Annotated in this window: 14 protein-coding genes; 6 read left to right on the forward strand and 8 right to left on the reverse strand. The window is 69.6% G+C overall.

Going from position 1 to position 14,232, the window contains the following annotated elements; genetic code table 11:
* Window positions 1–82 precede the first annotated feature (82 nt).
* The 5 genes from pucL to B6R96_RS07540 all read right to left on the reverse strand — a co-directional run bounded on the left by pucL (window position 83) and on the right by B6R96_RS07540 (window position 2,722).
* Complete coding sequence (pucL, locus tag B6R96_RS07520; RefSeq protein WP_030390360.1) at window positions 83–1,006, reverse strand: factor-independent urate hydroxylase; 924 nt, start codon at window positions 1,004–1,006, stop codon at window positions 83–85.
* 1 nt (window position 1,007) lies between these two features.
* The gene (gene uraH / locus B6R96_RS07525) at window positions 1,008–1,397 is read right to left on the reverse strand and encodes a hydroxyisourate hydrolase (RefSeq protein WP_053702016.1); all 390 of its coding nucleotides are present in this window, start codon (window positions 1,395–1,397) and stop codon (window positions 1,008–1,010) included.
* 2 nt (window positions 1,398–1,399) lie between these two features.
* Window positions 1,400–1,921 carry a 2-oxo-4-hydroxy-4-carboxy-5-ureidoimidazoline decarboxylase gene (gene uraD / locus B6R96_RS07530; RefSeq protein WP_053172849.1) on the reverse strand — a complete coding sequence of 174 codons (522 nt, stop codon included), beginning with the start codon at window positions 1,919–1,921 and terminating at the stop codon, window positions 1,400–1,402.
* Between the two features lie 154 nt (window positions 1,922–2,075).
* On the reverse strand, window positions 2,076–2,474 hold the full coding sequence (locus B6R96_RS07535) for a helix-turn-helix domain-containing protein (RefSeq protein WP_030390357.1): 399 nt from the start codon (window positions 2,472–2,474) through the stop codon (window positions 2,076–2,078).
* Window positions 2,471–2,722: a thiamine-binding protein gene (locus B6R96_RS07540; protein ID WP_078626751.1), complete on the reverse strand. Its 252-nt coding sequence runs from the start codon at window positions 2,720–2,722 to the stop codon at window positions 2,471–2,473. Before B6R96_RS07540 ends, B6R96_RS07535 begins: the two co-directional genes overlap by 4 nt.
* A gap of 227 nt (window positions 2,723–2,949) precedes the next feature.
* Between B6R96_RS07540 and B6R96_RS07545 the strand changes: the two genes are divergently transcribed.
* The 4 genes from B6R96_RS07545 (at window position 2,950) to B6R96_RS07560 (ending at window position 7,275) form a co-directional block, all read left to right on the forward strand.
* Window positions 2,950–3,783 carry a TIM barrel protein gene (locus B6R96_RS07545; protein WP_053172851.1) on the forward strand — a complete coding sequence of 278 codons (834 nt, stop codon included), beginning with the start codon at window positions 2,950–2,952 and terminating at the stop codon, window positions 3,781–3,783.
* A gap of 75 nt (window positions 3,784–3,858) precedes the next feature.
* Entirely contained in the window at window positions 3,859–4,758 is a 900-nt protein-coding gene (locus tag B6R96_RS07550; RefSeq protein ID WP_030390354.1) for a 2-hydroxy-3-oxopropionate reductase, read from the forward strand.
* Window positions 4,759–4,969: 211 nt separating this feature from the next.
* Window positions 4,970–6,427 carry a catalase gene (locus tag B6R96_RS07555; protein ID WP_030390353.1) on the forward strand — a complete coding sequence of 486 codons (1,458 nt, stop codon included), beginning with the start codon at window positions 4,970–4,972 and terminating at the stop codon, window positions 6,425–6,427.
* A gap of 476 nt (window positions 6,428–6,903) precedes the next feature.
* On the forward strand, window positions 6,904–7,275 hold the full coding sequence (locus B6R96_RS07560; protein WP_081522036.1) for a VOC family protein: 372 nt from the start codon (window positions 6,904–6,906) through the stop codon (window positions 7,273–7,275).
* Between the two features lie 241 nt (window positions 7,276–7,516).
* Here the strand turns inward: B6R96_RS07560 and gcl are convergent, their stop codons facing one another.
* A complete protein-coding gene (gcl, locus tag B6R96_RS07565) occupies window positions 7,517–9,304 on the reverse strand; it encodes a glyoxylate carboligase (RefSeq protein ID WP_079406583.1) in 1,788 nt (595 codons plus the stop codon).
* 267 nt (window positions 9,305–9,571) lie between these two features.
* Here gcl and B6R96_RS07570 point away from each other — a divergent pair, with 267 nt between their 5' ends.
* Together B6R96_RS07570 and B6R96_RS07575 are read left to right on the forward strand one after the other, a co-directional pair.
* Entirely contained in the window at window positions 9,572–10,459 is an 888-nt protein-coding gene (locus tag B6R96_RS07570) for a hypothetical protein (protein ID WP_081522037.1), read from the forward strand.
* A gap of 148 nt (window positions 10,460–10,607) precedes the next feature.
* Window positions 10,608–11,096, forward strand: a complete 489-nt coding sequence (locus B6R96_RS07575) for a glutathione peroxidase (RefSeq protein ID WP_030390349.1) — start codon at window positions 10,608–10,610, stop codon at window positions 11,094–11,096.
* 95 nt (window positions 11,097–11,191) lie between these two features.
* Here the strand turns inward: B6R96_RS07575 and B6R96_RS07580 are convergent, their stop codons facing one another.
* Both B6R96_RS07580 and B6R96_RS07585 read right to left on the reverse strand, forming a co-directional pair.
* Window positions 11,192–12,889: an AMP-binding protein gene (locus tag B6R96_RS07580; RefSeq protein WP_237291362.1), complete on the reverse strand. Its 1,698-nt coding sequence runs from the start codon at window positions 12,887–12,889 to the stop codon at window positions 11,192–11,194.
* A gap of 92 nt (window positions 12,890–12,981) precedes the next feature.
* Window positions 12,982–14,103, reverse strand: coding sequence for a winged helix DNA-binding domain-containing protein (locus B6R96_RS07585; protein WP_081522039.1), 1,122 nt, complete (start codon window positions 14,101–14,103; stop codon window positions 12,982–12,984).
* Window positions 14,104–14,232 lie beyond the last annotated feature (129 nt).

The raw sequence follows: 14,232 nt of genomic DNA on the forward strand, positions 1-14,232 counted from the left end.
CGTCCGGGTGCCGATTCAGGAAGCTGGGTGGGTGTCGCCGGGTCCCGGGGCCACTGCGGAGCCCCGGGACCGGCGTGCCGTGTCAGAGGTTGGTCATGTCCACGGGGATGCGGGCGTCCACACCGTCACGCAGGACGGTGGCCTCGATCAGACCGTAGGGACGGTCCGCGGCGAAGTACACCTCGTTGTCGTTCTTGAGGCCGAAGGGCTCCAGGTCGACGAGGAAGTGGTGCTTGTTCGGGAGCGAGAAGCGGACCTCGTCGATCTCCGAGCGGTGGTTGATGATGCGCGAACCCATCTGGTACAGGGTCTGCTGCAGCGACAGGGAGTAGGTCTCCGCGAAGGCCTGGAGCATGTGCTTGCGGGTCTCGGCATAGGACTTCTCCCAGTTGGGCATCCGCTGCTCGTCGTCCGACCAGTTGAAGCGCCAGCGGGCCGACACCTGGGTGGCCAGGATGCGGTCGTAGGCCTCCTTGAGCGTCGTGTACTTGTCCTTCACGTAACCCCAGAACTCGGAGTTCGTGGAGTTCATGACGACGAGGTCCTTGAGGCCGGAGATGACCTCCCAGTTCGTGCCGTCGTACGTGATCTGGGTGACCCGGGTCTCCTGGCCCTCGCGGACGAAGGAGTGGTTCACCTCGTCGGAGCCGATGAACTTCGAGTTGGCGTCCGAGGTGGCGATCCGGGACCAGGAGTACTCCTCGATCCGGATGCGTGCCTTCTGGATCGGCTCCTGGCTGGTGACGAACCAGCGCGCCAGGTGGATGCCGAACTGCTCGGCGGACTCGATGCCGTATTCCTTGGCGAAGGCGTACACCGTGTTCTTGGTGGTGTCCGTCGGCAGGACGTTGGCGTTCGAGCCGGAGTAGTGGACGTCGTCCATGTCGCCGGAGAGGGCGACCGAGACGTTCAGGTCCTTGATGTGGTGCGTGTCGCCGTCCCGCGTGATCTTGACGACGCGGTTCTCTGCTTTGCCGTACTGGTTCTGGCCCAGAATCGTGGCCATGCTAGCTCCCTCGGTAAACGGAGTAGCCGAACGGGTTGAGCAGCAGCGGTACGTGGTAATGCTCGCCCGGGTTCACCGCAAAGGTGATGGTGACCTCGGGGAAGAACGCACCGCTGTCCCTTACGCGGGGGGCGTCCTGCTGCGCCTCGGCTTGCTTCTTCTCGAAGTACGTCTCGGTCTCGAAATCGAGACGCACGTGGGTGGTGCCCTCCGGCAGCGCCGGCAGGTCCTTGCAGCGCCCGTCCGCATCGGTGGCGGAGCCGCCCAGGGCCGCCCACTCACCGTCGAGACCCGTACGGGCCGACAGGGAGATGGCGACGCCCTCGGCGGGCCTGCCGATGCTGGTGTCCAGGATGTGCGTGGACACCGACGCAGTGGTCTCGGTGCTCATGGTCACGCTCCTTCTGCTTCTGCGCGTTCGACGAGACGGGTGAGGCGGATCTTGTTGATCTTGACGAGCTCGCCGCGGGCGATCTCCCGCTCCTGCTCCGGCGAGTTGTCGATCCGGACCTTGACGGCGTCGCGCATGAACTCACCGGTCGCACCGGTGGCGCAGATGAGGAAGACGTGGCCGAACTTGTCCTGGTAGGCCAGGTTCAGTTCGAGGAGTTCGTTCTTGAGCTCCTCCGAGGCACCGGCCATGCCACGCTGCTCGCGGGCGGAGGTCGGGTCTCCCGGCTTCGGCCGGCCGATCGGCGCGTGGCCTCCCATCGCTTCGCCCAGGTCGTCCGCGGTGAGCTCCGCCATGGCGGATTCGTTCGCGGCGAACAGGGAGTCGGCGGTGGCGAAGGGGCGCTGGGCGAGCATCTTGCTCCCCCACGCCGAGCTGGCGCACACCTCGTGCAGCTCGGCCGTGGCCGCGCTGTCGTCCAAGGTGTTGAACCGGGTGAGACCCGGGGTCGGACTCGAAGTCACGGTAGGCCTCCGTGGCCTGTTGTTGCTTTGACGGGCTGCGCATAGCTAACGCCCTCGACAACACGGCGTCAACACTTTGTTGAAACTTCCCGTACACAAAAGCCGCCGCCCGGGTGAATTGGGCGGCGGCTCGTCACCGTGAGTCAGACGTCGTTCACTCCTGGCTGTTCTTGCCCGCCCCCTTGGGGGTGCCGGAGTCCCTGTTCAAGTAGTTGTAGACGGTGAAGCGGCTCACGCCCAGGGCGCCCGCGACCGTTTCCACGCCGTGCCGCACGGAGAAGGCGCCTCGCGCCTCCAATATCCGCACGACGTCCTGCTTGGACTTTCGGTCGAGCTGCGCCAACGGTACGCCGAACCGGCGCTCCAGGGCCGCCAGGATGTGGTCCAGCGAGTCCGAGAGCTGCGGCAGGCGCACGGCCAGCAGGTCTTGGCCCTCCCAGGCGAGCACGACGTCGTCGGGCTGCGCCAGGGAGGGATCCAGCAGCTCGCCGCCCATGGCGTCCACCAGCGGCTTGACCGCGGTGATGAAGGGGTGGTCGCGGGGCTCGGTCATGACACCTCCTCCCCGATCACGTTGACCTGGAGCGAGACACGCGTGGCGCCGGCCTCCAGGGAGCCGCGCAGCAGCGCCTCCACCGCGGCCAGCACCCGGTCGGCCTCGCCCTCGGCGGTATTGCCGAAGGGGCCGACGTCCACCGCGTCCAGCTGGGCCTTCTGGATGACCTCGCGGGCCGCCACGGCATGGGCAGGAGCCTCTTCCAGATCGAAGGGCTCGGTCGTGAACTCCACTCTCAATCGCACGCCGTCAAGCTACCGGGGCGAGCGGGAGCGGCGCGACAGCGCCCCCGCAGGGGGCGGCGGCGGAGCGAGCGGCGAGGGGTGGCGGGGCGACGGGCGTGGGGTGGCGGCCGGGCGGCGGGCGAGGGGGATTTTTCGGGAGTCCGCACTTGACATCCGCGCCGAGCCCCGTGCAATCTTCCATCAGACAGAAAATAACTTCCGCAATACGGAAGGAGCGCACACCCCTCATGGGATACACGGACCAGCGCTTCGATGTGAACCTGTCGATCCTCTTCACGGAACTCCCGCTCCTGGAGCGCCCCGCGGCAGCAGCCGCGGCGGGCTTCACGGCGGTCGAGCTGTGGTGGCCCTGGATCGAGACCCCCACCCCCGCGCAGGAGGAGCTCGACGCCCTCAAGAAGGCTCTTGAGGACGCCGGCACCCAGCTCGTGGGCCTGAACTTCTACGCCGGCCAGCTGCCGGGCCCGGACCGCGGTGCGGTCTCGGTTCCCGGTGCGGAGTCGGAGCGCTTCAACGCCAACATCAACGTGGCGGCGGACTTCGCCGCCTCGGTCGGCTGCAAGGCGCTGAACGCCCTGTACGGCAACCGCGTCGAAGGCGTGGACCCGGCCGTCCAGGACGAGCTCGCGCTGAAGAACCTGGTCGTGGCGGCCCGGGCCGCGGACCGCGTCGGCGCGATCCTCCTGATCGAGACCCTCAACAAGCCCGAGTCGCCGCTCTACCCCCTGGTGAGCGCCCCGGCCGGCATCGAGGTGGTGGACAAGGTGAACGAGGCCACCGGCCTCGGCAACGCCAAGTTCCTGCTCGACCTGTACCACCTGGCGATGAACGATGAGGACCTCTCCGAGGTCATCGAAAAGTACGCCGCCAAGACCGGGCACGTCCAGATCGCGGACAAGCCGGGACGCGGTGCCCCCGGCACCGGCGAGCTGCCCCTCGAGGAGCTGCTCGACCAGCTGAAGAAGGCCGGCTACCAGGGCTACGTAGGCCTGGAGTACAAGGCCGCCGACGCCGCCGCCTCCTTCGCGTGGCTGCCGGCCGAGGCCCGCGCCGCCCAGTAGGCGGACAAAGTCCAGGCGATCAGCCAGGCACGTCACGCACTTTTCGTACAAAGCATTAAGAGAAGGACCCTCATCATGAGCAACTCCGCTGCGCTTCCGTCGATCGCCTGGGTCGGACTCGGCATCATGGGCTCCCCCATGGCCGAGAACCTCCTCAAGGCCGGCTACTCGGTCACCGGCTTCACCCTGGAGCAGGACAAGCTGGACCGCCTGGCCGCCGCCGGTGGCACCGCGGCCGGCTCGATCGCCGAGGCCGTCAAGGACGCCGACGTCATCATCACGATGGTGCCCGCCTCCCCGCAGGTCGAGGCCATCTCCTACGGTGAGAACGGCATCCTGGAGAACGCCAAGTCCGGCGCGCTGATCATCGACATGTCGTCGATCACCCCGCAGACCTCGATCGACCTCGCGAAGAACGCCGCCGAGAAGGGCATCCGCGTCATCGACGCCCCTGTCTCCGGCGGCGAGGCCGGCGCCATCGAGGCCGTCCTGTCGATCATGGTGGGCGGCGAGCAGGCCGACTTCGACGCGGCGCTGCCGATCCTCGAGGCCCTCGGCAAGGTCATCGTCCTGTGCGGTCCGCACGGCTCCGGCCAGACGGTGAAGGCCGCCAACCAGCTCATCGTCGCGGTGAACATCCAGGCGTGCGCCGAGGCCGTCGTCTTCCTCGAGAAGTCGGGCGTGAACCTCCAGGCCGCCCTGGACGTCCTCAACGGCGGTCTGGCCGGCTCCACGGTCCTGACCCGCAAGAAGGACAACTTCCTGAACCGCGACTTCAAGCCCGGTTTCCGGATCGACCTGCACCACAAGGACATGGGCATCGTCACCGACGCCGCCCGCAACGTCGGTGCCGCCCTTCCCGTCGGCGCGGTCGTCGCCCAGCTGGTCGCCTCGCTGCGCGCCCAGGGTGACGGCGGCCTCGACCACTCGGCCCTGCTCCGTGCCGTCGAGCGCCTCTCCGGCGCCCAGATCTGAGCGCTTCCCCTCCCGCAGGGGATCTGAGTTTCCGGATGGCGCCGGTGCTGACACCTGTCCTGTCGCGCCCAAGTGCCGGCGCCGTCCGGATTACCACTCACCTTTCAACTTCGTTCAACAAACTGTTGACGTTTAGTTCTCGCCGAAATTAGGCTGTTCCGCATGACGGAAGACGCTTTCCGTCAGCAGTTACCCCGTACGGAAGGTCACCATGTCGAAGCGCACGCTGACGACCGAGTCCGGCGCCCCGGTCGCCGACAATCAGAACTCCGCCACCGCCGGCGTCGGTGGCCCGCTCCTGGTCCAGGACCAGCAGCTCCTCGAGAAGCTCGCCCGCTTCAACCGCGAGCGGATCCCGGAGCGCGTGGTGCACGCCCGCGGCTCGGCGGCGTACGGCTACTTCGAGGTGACCGACGACGTCACCGCCTACACCAGCGCGGCGTTCCTGAACACGGTCGGCAAGAAGACCGAGACCTTCCTGCGGTTCTCCACCGTCGCCGACTCGCTCGGCGGCGCGGACGCGGTCCGCGACCCGCGCGGCTTCGCGCTCAAGTTCTACACCGAAGAGGGCAACTACGACCTCGTCGGCAACAACACCCCGGTGTTCTTCATCAAGGACCCGATCAAGTTCCCCGACTTCATCCACTCCCAGAAGCGCGACCCCTTCACGGGCAAGCAGGAGCCGGACAACGTCTGGGACTTCTGGGCGCACGCCCCCGAGGCCACGCACCAGATCACCTGGCTCATGGGCGACCGCGGTATCCCGGCGTCGTACCGTCACATGAACGGCTACGGCTCCCACACGTACCAGTGGACGAACGAGCAGGGCGAGGCCTTCTTCGTCAAGTACCACTTCAAGACGAACCAGGGCATCCGCAGCCTCTCGGGCGAGCAGGCCGCCGAGCTCGTCGGCAAGGACGCCAACTCGCACCAGACCGACCTGCTCCAGGCCATCGAGCGCGGTGTGAACCCCTCGTGGACCCTGTACGTGCAGATCATGCCGGCCGCCGAGGCCGCGGACTACCGCTTCAACCCGTTCGACCTCACCAAGGTGTGGCCGCACAGCGACTACCCGCTGCAGCGCGTGGGCCGTCTGGTCCTCGACCGCAACCCGGACAACGTCTTCGCCGAGGTCGAGCAGTCCGCCTTCTCCCCGAACAACTTCGTCCCGGGCATCACCGCCTCGCCGGACAAGATGCTCCAGGGCCGCCTCTTCGCCTACGCCGACGCCCAGCGCTACCGCCTCGGTGTGAACCACACCCTGCTGCCGGTCAACGCCCCGAAGGCGACGAAGGCCGACAACTACGGCCGCGACGGCGTCATGGCGCTGCGCAACGGCTCGCGCCACGACAAGAACTACGAGCCCAACTCGTACCAGGGCCCCGCCGAGACCGGTCTGGCGCTGGGCGCCCCGAAGGCCGTCTCCGGCTACACGGGCACCCACGAGGCCCCGGCCCACACCAAGGACGACGACTTCTTCCAGGCCGGTGAGCTGTACCGCCTGATGTCGGAGGCCGAGAAGCAGCGTCTGGTGGCGAACATCGCCGGCGGTCTGTCTCAGGTCACCCTGGAGGACGTCATCGAGAAGAACCTGGCTCACTTCCACGCCGCCGACGCCGACTACGGCAAGCGCGTCGAGGAGGCCGTCCGCGCCCTGCGCGACGCCTGAGCCGATGGATGTACCGGGGGCCTGACGGGAGGTCAGGCCCCGGGTGCTGGCCCGACCCGTGGACCCGGATGAGGGGTGGTACGCGGCGAGGGCAGGACGAGGACCGTGGCGAGCGTGCGAGCCAGTGCGGTGGTAATGGGTTCCGAGGCCCGTCTCTTGACCTGAGGGAGACGGCGCCGGAGTTCTCGTCGCCCGCCCGCCACGGTCCCAGCCAATCCTGTGCGCACAGGGGCTACGCACAGAGCCCCCTGCGCGCGCAGGAACCTTCCTCCCCACCTACCCCGCCCGGCGGTGCGAACGTCCTGTCGCGCCAGCCTCGCTCCGTCGGGCGGTAACAAACCAGAGCGCCGAGTCACGGACGGTCCCGTGACTCGGCGCTTTGCCGTTCCCGCGGTGGCCCGCTGGTGCTGGGGCCGGTCTGCATCGGCCCTTTAGTGTGTGACACCGCGAAAGTCACCGACCGGCCCGGAGTTGCCATGCCACCGCAGCTGAAGCTGTCCGCCATAACACTCGACTGCTCGGACCCCCTGGCGCTGGCTGCGTTCTATCAGCAGGCCACCGGCCTCGAGCCGCATCCGAAGTCCGACGCCGACTTCGCCGGTCTCAACCACGAGGACGGACTCTTCATCGGTTTCCAGCGGGTCGATGACTACCGGGCTCCCCGCTGGCCCGACCAGACCGTCCCCCAGCAGTTCCACCTCGACTTCGATGTCGACGACCTGGACGAGGCTGAGGCATGGCTCCTGGATCTGGGCGCGAGCAAGCCCGAGTACCAGCCCAATGAAGAACGCTGGCGGGTCCTGATCGATCCGGCTGGGCATCCGTTCTGTCTGACGCCCAAGGGCTGATCCCGCTCCGAGCGACCAGCAGCCGACAGCCGGCCATGCAGCTGTGTCGGGCAGATCCGTGGATCGTCGCGCACGGCCGGCGCCCGGCGCTTCGGCGTTGCTGCGTCCGCGCGGGGGCCCGTAGGAGCCCCCCGGGGCCGTCCCGGGGGCCGGGGGGCCGGGAAGACCGCGTACGGGCATGCGAACGGCCCCCGTCCCTCCGGGTGGAGGGGCGGGGGCCGGCGGGTCGTGCGGGGTGGGATCAGACCTGCAGGGCCTTGATCGCGGTCGGGGCGTGGCCCGGCTCCGTCGCGAGCTCCTCGAACTCGGTGACGTCGCTCATGTCGACCGTCTTGCTCATCGCGATGTTGGTGATGCGCTCCAGGATGGCCTCGACGACGACCGGGACCTGGAACTCCTGGGCCAGCTTCTTGGCCTGCTCGAAGGCCTCGCCCAGCTTGTCCGGGTCGGTGACGCGGATGGCCTTGACGCCCAGGCCCTCGGCGACCTTGACGTGGTCGACGCCGTACACGCCCAGCTCGGGGGTGTTGATGTTCTCGAACTCGAGGTTGACCTCGAAGTTGATGCCCAGGCCGCCCTGCGCCTGGCGGATCAGGCCGAGGTAGGCGTTGTTCACGAGGACGTGGACGTAGGGGACCTTGTGCTGGGCGGCGACCGCCAGCTCCTCGATCATGAACTGGAAGTCGTAGTCGCCCGAGAGCGCGACGATCGGGGTCTCCGGCTCCGCAGTGGCGGCGCCGATGGCGGCCGGGATGGTCCAGCCGAGCGGGCCGGCCTGGCCGCAGTTGATCCAGTTGCGCGGCCGGTAGACGTGCAGGAACTGCGCGGCCGCGATCTGGGAGAGGCCGATGGTGGTGACGTAGCGGGTCTCCGGGCCGAAGGCCTTGTTCATCTCCTCGTAGACGCGCTGCGGCTTCAGGGGGATGTTGTCGAAGTGCGTGCGGCGCTGCAGGGTCGCCTTGCGGTCCTGCGCGGAGGCGGTCCAGGCGGAGAAGTCCGGCAGCTTGCCCTCGGCCTTGAGCTCCTTGGCGATCTCGATGAAGAGCTCCAGCGCGGCCTTGGCGTCGGAGGCGATGCCGAAGTCCGGGGCGAAGATCTTGCCGAGCTGGGTGGGCTCGATGTCGACGTGGACGAACTTGCGGCCCTTGGTGTACGCGTCGAGGTTGTAGCCGGTGTGGCGGTTGGCCCAGCGGTTGCCGATGCCGAGGACGAAGTCCGACTCGAGGAACGTGGCGTTGCCGTAGCGGTGCGCGGTCTGCACACCGACCATGCCGGCGGCCAGCTCGTGGTCGTCCGGGATGGTGCCCCAGCCCATCAGGGTGGAGATGACGGGGACGTTCACCAGCTCCGCGAACTCGACCAGCAGGTCGGAGGCGTCGGCGTTGATGATGCCGCCACCGGCGACGATCAGCGGGCGCTCCGACTCCAGCAGGAACTGCAGGGCCTTGGCGGCCTGGGCGCGGGTGGCCTGCGGCTTGTAGACCGGCAGCGGGGAGTAGGTCTCCGGGTCGAACTCGATCTCGGTCAGCTGGACGTCGATCGGCAGGTCGATCAGGACCGGGCCCGGACGGCCGGAGCGCATCAGGTGGAAGGCCTCCTGGAACACGCCCGGGACCTGCGCGGCCTCCAGGACGGTCGTGGCCTTCTTCGTGACGGGCTTGGCGATCGAGGCGATGTCGACGGCCTGGAAGTCCTCCTTGTGGAGCTTCGAGACCGGGGCCTGACCGGTGATGCACAGGATCGGGATCGAGTCCGCGATGGCCGAGTACAGACCGGTGATCATGTCGGTGCCGGCCGGGCCCGAAGTGCCGATGCAGACACCGATGTTGCCCGCCTTGGCACGGGTGTAGCCCTCGGCCATGTGCGACGCGCCCTCGACGTGGCGGGCCAGCGTGTGCGCGATGCCGCCCACGTTCTTGAGCTCTCGGTAGAACGGGTTGATCGCAGCACCGGGGACACCGAACGCTTGTTCGACACCCTCGAGCTTGAGGATCTCCACTGCAGCGGCGGCGGCTGTCATACGAGGCATCGAGTTCTCCTGCGGGTCTGGCGGTCAGGCTTTTCCGTAATCCGGAAGTTTTGTTCTGCTATACGGAACAAGCTAAGCGGCGGCTCCTTCGACGTCAAGGCGGTAAGGGACCCCGGAAGACACCAAAAGCCGCATCTCGCTCGGCGACTTGTACAAATCACTGATCCGCCGGCGGGAATCCCCCGGAAATGGAGCGCACCCGCCCCCCGGCGGTCGCCGGTGGTGGAGCATGTACCTACGCACAGCGACGGAGGGGGTCCAGGTCTCATGGCGGAAGCGGTACCGGTGCGCTGCCCGGCGTGCCTGCGCGAGAACGGCTACACCGCCCCGGTCTTCCCCTGCGCGTGCGGAAGCCCGGTCCATCCCCCGCTGGACCTGTCGGCGCCGCCGGTGCAGCTGACCCACCGGACCTGGTCGGACACCTGGGTGGCGGTGCGGTGCACGTCGTGCGGGCGGGAGAGCGAGTGGCCGCATCCGGAGCTGGGCTGCGGATCGTGCGGGACGGTGGTGCTGATCCCCGTCCACCCGCTGGAGCGGGTGGACGGGGAGTACGAGTACGGGAGCGGCGCGGGGACGGCGGGTGGGGCGGCCGGGGCGGGTGCCGGCGGCTCGGCACCCGGTTCGGCCCCCGGTTCGGCACCCGGCTCGGCTCCGGCAGCGGCCGCCCGGCCGGGCCAGGGGCAGGGTTCGGGGCAGGGGGGCGCCGGGCGCGGAGGCACGGGCGGGCACCCGGCGCACATCCCTCCCCCGCCGGCCACGCCGGTGCCGCGCCCCGCGTTCCGCCCCGTGACCATCCGTACCGCCCGCGACGCGGTGGCCACGGCCGCGCTGTACCTGCGCTGGCTCGGCTTCCGGGACGTACGGCAGCCCGACGGGCGCCCGATCCCCTCGGCTGCCGTGGACCTGCGGGCCCCGGGCCTGGTCGCCCAGGTGGACCCGACCACCGCACCGGCCGGCCTGCGGGCGGTGGAGTGCGTCTGGCTGAACGGGCTCACCGCGTCAGCGACCAGCGTCTACTTCTCCCTCGCCGGGTACACGAAGGAGGCCCGGGCCCGCGCGGACGAGCTCGGCATACCGCTGTTCGTCATGGACCTGACGGGCATGCCGCAACCGGTCAACGACCCGGCGGACGCCCTGGTGGGCCCGGACGCGTAGGGGGTGTCCTGCCGATCAAGCCGGATCAGGGAGCGGGTCCGGTGCCACGGGGTCTCCCCGGGCCCGCCCGGAGCGGGCGGACCCGGCGGAGTCGCGGAGCCACCCCCTAAGCTCGTAGGCATTGCCTACTTCTGCCCAGGAGAGCCCGATGAGCCTGTACGACATCCCGCTGACCACCCTGTCCGACGAGCCCACCAGCCTCGCCGCCCACAAGGGCAAGGTGATCCTCCTGGTGAACACCGCCTCGCAGTGCGGGCTCACCCCGCAGTACTCGGGCCTGGCCCGCCTGCAGTTCGCGTACGAGGCGAAGGGCTTCACGGTCATCGGCGTGCCCTGCAACCAGTTCGGCGAGCAGGAGCCGGGCACCGCCGAGGACATCCAGACCTTCTGCGCGGCCGGTTTCGGCGTCACCTTCCCCATGCTGGAGAAGTCCGAGGTCAACGGCGAGCACCGGCACCCGCTCTACCAGGAGCTGGTGAAGACCCCGGACGCGGACGGCGAGGCCGGGGACATCCAGTGGAACTTCGAGAAGTTCCTGATCTCCCCCGCCGGCGAGGTCGTGGCGCGCTTCCGCCCGCGCACCGAGCCGGAGGCCCCCGAGGTCATCGCCGCGATCGAGGCGCAGCTGCCCGCGTAGGTACGCCCGCAGGTGCGCCCGTAGGTACGCCCGCGCAGGTGCGCCCGCGCAGGCACGCCCGTAGGTACCCCCGCAGGCACGCCCGCGCGTACGGCTCAGCCGAGGTCGGCCTCGACGTACTCCGCCGCCGACCCGGCCGCGGTGAGCTCCCGCAGCTCCACCCGGCGGATCTTGCCGGACACGGTCTTCGGGAGCTCACCGAACTCGATGCGGCGGATCCTCTTGTACGGGGACAGCACCGCCCGGGAGTGCTCGAACAGCACCCGGGCCGTCTCCGGCCCGGGCTCCCAGCCGCCGGCGAGCGTGATGTACGCCTTCGGGACCGCCAGCCGCAGCTCGTCCGGGGCCGGGACCACCGCCGCCTCGGCCACCGCCTCGTGCTCCAGCAGGGCGCTCTCCAGCTCGAACGGGCTGATCTTGTAGTCCGAGGCCTTGAAGACGTCGTCGGAGCGCCCGACGTAGGTGAGGTACCCGTCGGCGTCGCGCGCGGCGATGTCACCGGTGCGGTAGAGGCCGTCCGCCATGGCCTCGGCGGTGCGCCGCGGATCGTCGCGGTAGCCGGTGGTCACGCCGGCGGGCCGGGTGCGCAGGTCCACGCAGAGCTCGCCCTCGTCGGCGGACTCCTTGCAGGTGACCGGGTCGAGCAGCACGATCTCGTAGCCGGGCGCCGGGCGGCCCATGGAGCCGGGCTTGACGGGCACCCCGGGGAAGTTCCCGACCTGGAGGGTGGTCTCCGTCTGGCCGAAGCCGTCGCGGATGGTGACGCCCCAGGCGGCGCGGACCTTCTCGATGACCTCCGGGTTGAGCGGCTCCCCGGCGGCGACGGCCTCACGCGGGGGCCTGGCCAGGGCGCTGAGGTCGGACTGGATCAGCATCCGCCACACGGTGGGCGGGGCGCAGAAGGTGGTCACGCCGTGCCGGTCCATCTCGGCCATCAGCCGTTCGGGGTCGAAGCGGGTGTAGTTGTGGACGAAGACGGTGGCTCCGGCGTTCCACGGGGCGAAGAGGTTGGACCAGGCGTGCTTGGCCCAACCGGGCGAGGCGATGTTGAGGTGCACGTCGCCGGGGCGCAGCCCGAGCCAGTACATGGTGGAGAGGTGCCCGATGGGGTACGAGGCGTGCGTGTGCTCGACGAGCTTGGGGCGGTCGGTGGTGCCGGAGGTGAAGTACAGCATCAGTGGGTCGGTGGCGAGGGTCTCGCCGTGTGGCGTGAAATCGCCGTCGGCGGCCTCCGCGTCCGCGAGCCGCAGCCAGCCGCCGGGGGCCCGGTCGTGGTCCCCCGCGGCGATCCGGGTGTAGTCGCCCGGCACCTCGTCGAACTTGGCGGTGTCCTCGGCCCGCGCGATGACGTGGCGGACCTGGCCCCGCTCGACCCGGTCGCGCAGGTCGGCCGGGCCGAGCAGCGGGGTGGCGGGGATGACGACGGCGCGCAGTTTCATCGCGCCGAGCATCACCTCCCACAGCTCGCGCTGATTGCCGAGCATGACCAGGATCCGGTCGCCGGGCGCGACGCCCTGGTCGCGGAGCCAGTTGGCGGTGCGGCCGGACCGTACGGCGAGTTCCGCGAAGGTGAGGCTCCGGCTGCTGCCGTCCTCCTCGACGATGCGCAGGGCGTCGGCGTCGTTCCCGGCGGCGATGTGGTCGAACCAGTCCAGCGCCCAGTTGAAGCGCTGGGGGCGGGGCCAGGTGAATCCGGCGTGTGCGGCCTCGTAGTCGCCGCGGCGTTCCAGGAGGAAGTCCCGCGCGGCCAGGAACTGGGCGGTGGCGCTGTCCCGCGTACTTTCGGTCGTCATGACAGGCATCGTGCCGCGTTCGGTGTACGGACCACCAGTGCGGCGTCAGCCGCGAGTTGACCGCGCGGGGGCCGGGCGGGCGTACGGGGGGATCAGGACTTGATCGCCCCGAACCGCACACCCCCACGGGAGGCACCACCCTCTTCCCCGCTCCCTTCCACCATCCCCTCCACCATCCGCTCCCCCTCGGCGACGATCTCCGCCTCGGCCGCCTTCGACACCCGGCCGAACAGCTCGACGGTGACCTGCGTCCCCTCCAGCTTCCACAGACCGGCGAGGAACCCGTCCACGAGCAGGGTGCAGTGCGCCTGGTTGCCGGTCCACGAACGCCCCTTCACCTCGGGGGCGACCACGCGGGTGCGGTCGGCGTGCGAGAGCAGCAGATTGTCGAATTCCGGCAGGAAGCGCGGCGGCGCGGGGGTGTCCGCATCGGGGCGGGGGGCGTCGGGAAGGTCGAAGAGCTCCACCCCGTTCTCGTCCTGGAAGACGGCCAGGGTCGGGCGCAGTCGTTCGAAGGCCTCGCGCAGCCGGGTCAGTCCCGCCCAGGTCTGCATGTCCTTGACGGAGGCCGGCCCGAAGGCGGCGAGGTAGCGCAGCACGACCTCGTCCACGGGCTGCGCCTCGGGTGCGGGGTTCCCGAGCCAGTTCTCCACGGTGGTGAGCCGGACCTGGCCGCTGCGCCCCCACACCCCGCGGGGCGTGACCTGGACCAGGGGCAGCCGGCAGCGCGCTGCCACGGACAGGGACTGCGGGTCGGCGTCGGGCCACTCCCGGAGCAGTTCCTCGCGGATCTCGCCCATGGTGCGCGGCTCGCCCTCGACGAAGGCACGGGCGCGCTCCGCCAGCCGGTCCAGGTCCACTCCCACGAGCCCCTTGCGGAAGTAGGCGACCTCCCGGTCGCGGGCGGGCTGGACGAGGGGCCTCAGCGTCAGGGCGTCGTGGGCGGTGTGCGTGTGGATCGTCGACCGCATGGTGACCATGCGGACCGCCTCGCGGGACTCCATGAGCCCGGCCAGCTCGGCGGGCCGGAAGCCGGCGAGCCGGGCATGCAGCTGGAAGTACGGCGGCTTCACGTTCTGCGCCTGCAGCCCGAGGAGGTGCGCGACGGCGTCCCGGGCGGACATCTCGGCGCGGCTCAGCAGCAATTGACGGGCGAGCGTGGCACGGTTCAGAGCGCGGGTGCCGAGTACGGGATACATCGTCCTGGAAGCCATGGCCACAAACTAACGGCCCTTGCGGACAGCCTCCGTCCGCAACTCCCCGCCGAGTCCGAGGCGGCCGAAAAGGGGGAGTTCCCCCTATATCCTGCCCCTTGCCCGTAAACGTACGTTCGACCGGGAGCT

Source organism: Streptomyces sp. Sge12, assembly GCF_002080455.1.
GTDB lineage: Bacteria > Actinomycetota > Actinomycetes > Streptomycetales > Streptomycetaceae > Streptomyces.

Bases quoted from the DNA above. Each gene is read 5' to 3' on its own strand.
- B6R96_RS07575 (WP_030390349.1), top strand. From the start codon at position 10,608: ATGAGCCTGTACGACATCCCGCTGACCACCCTGTCCGACGAGCCCACC.
- B6R96_RS07545 (WP_053172851.1), top strand. From the start codon at position 2,950: ATGGGATACACGGACCAGCGCTTCGATGTGAACCTGTCGATCCTCTTC.
- B6R96_RS07555 (WP_030390353.1), top strand. From the start codon at position 4,970: ATGTCGAAGCGCACGCTGACGACCGAGTCCGGCGCCCCGGTCGCCGAC.
- B6R96_RS07560 (WP_081522036.1), top strand. From the start codon at position 6,904: ATGCCACCGCAGCTGAAGCTGTCCGCCATAACACTCGACTGCTCGGAC.
- gcl (WP_079406583.1), bottom strand. From the start codon at position 9,304: ATGCCTCGTATGACAGCCGCCGCCGCTGCAGTGGAGATCCTCAAGCTC.
- uraH (WP_053702016.1), bottom strand. From the start codon at position 1,397: ATGAGCACCGAGACCACTGCGTCGGTGTCCACGCACATCCTGGACACC.
- B6R96_RS07550 (WP_030390354.1), top strand. From the start codon at position 3,859: ATGAGCAACTCCGCTGCGCTTCCGTCGATCGCCTGGGTCGGACTCGGC.
- B6R96_RS07535 (WP_030390357.1), bottom strand. From the start codon at position 2,474: ATGACCGAGCCCCGCGACCACCCCTTCATCACCGCGGTCAAGCCGCTG.
- B6R96_RS07570 (WP_081522037.1), top strand. From the start codon at position 9,572: ATGGCGGAAGCGGTACCGGTGCGCTGCCCGGCGTGCCTGCGCGAGAAC.
- B6R96_RS07580 (WP_237291362.1), bottom strand. From the start codon at position 12,889: ATGACGACCGAAAGTACGCGGGACAGCGCCACCGCCCAGTTCCTGGCC.
- B6R96_RS07585 (WP_081522039.1), bottom strand. From the start codon at position 14,103: ATGGCTTCCAGGACGATGTATCCCGTACTCGGCACCCGCGCTCTGAAC.
- pucL (WP_030390360.1), bottom strand. From the start codon at position 1,006: ATGGCCACGATTCTGGGCCAGAACCAGTACGGCAAAGCAGAGAACCGC.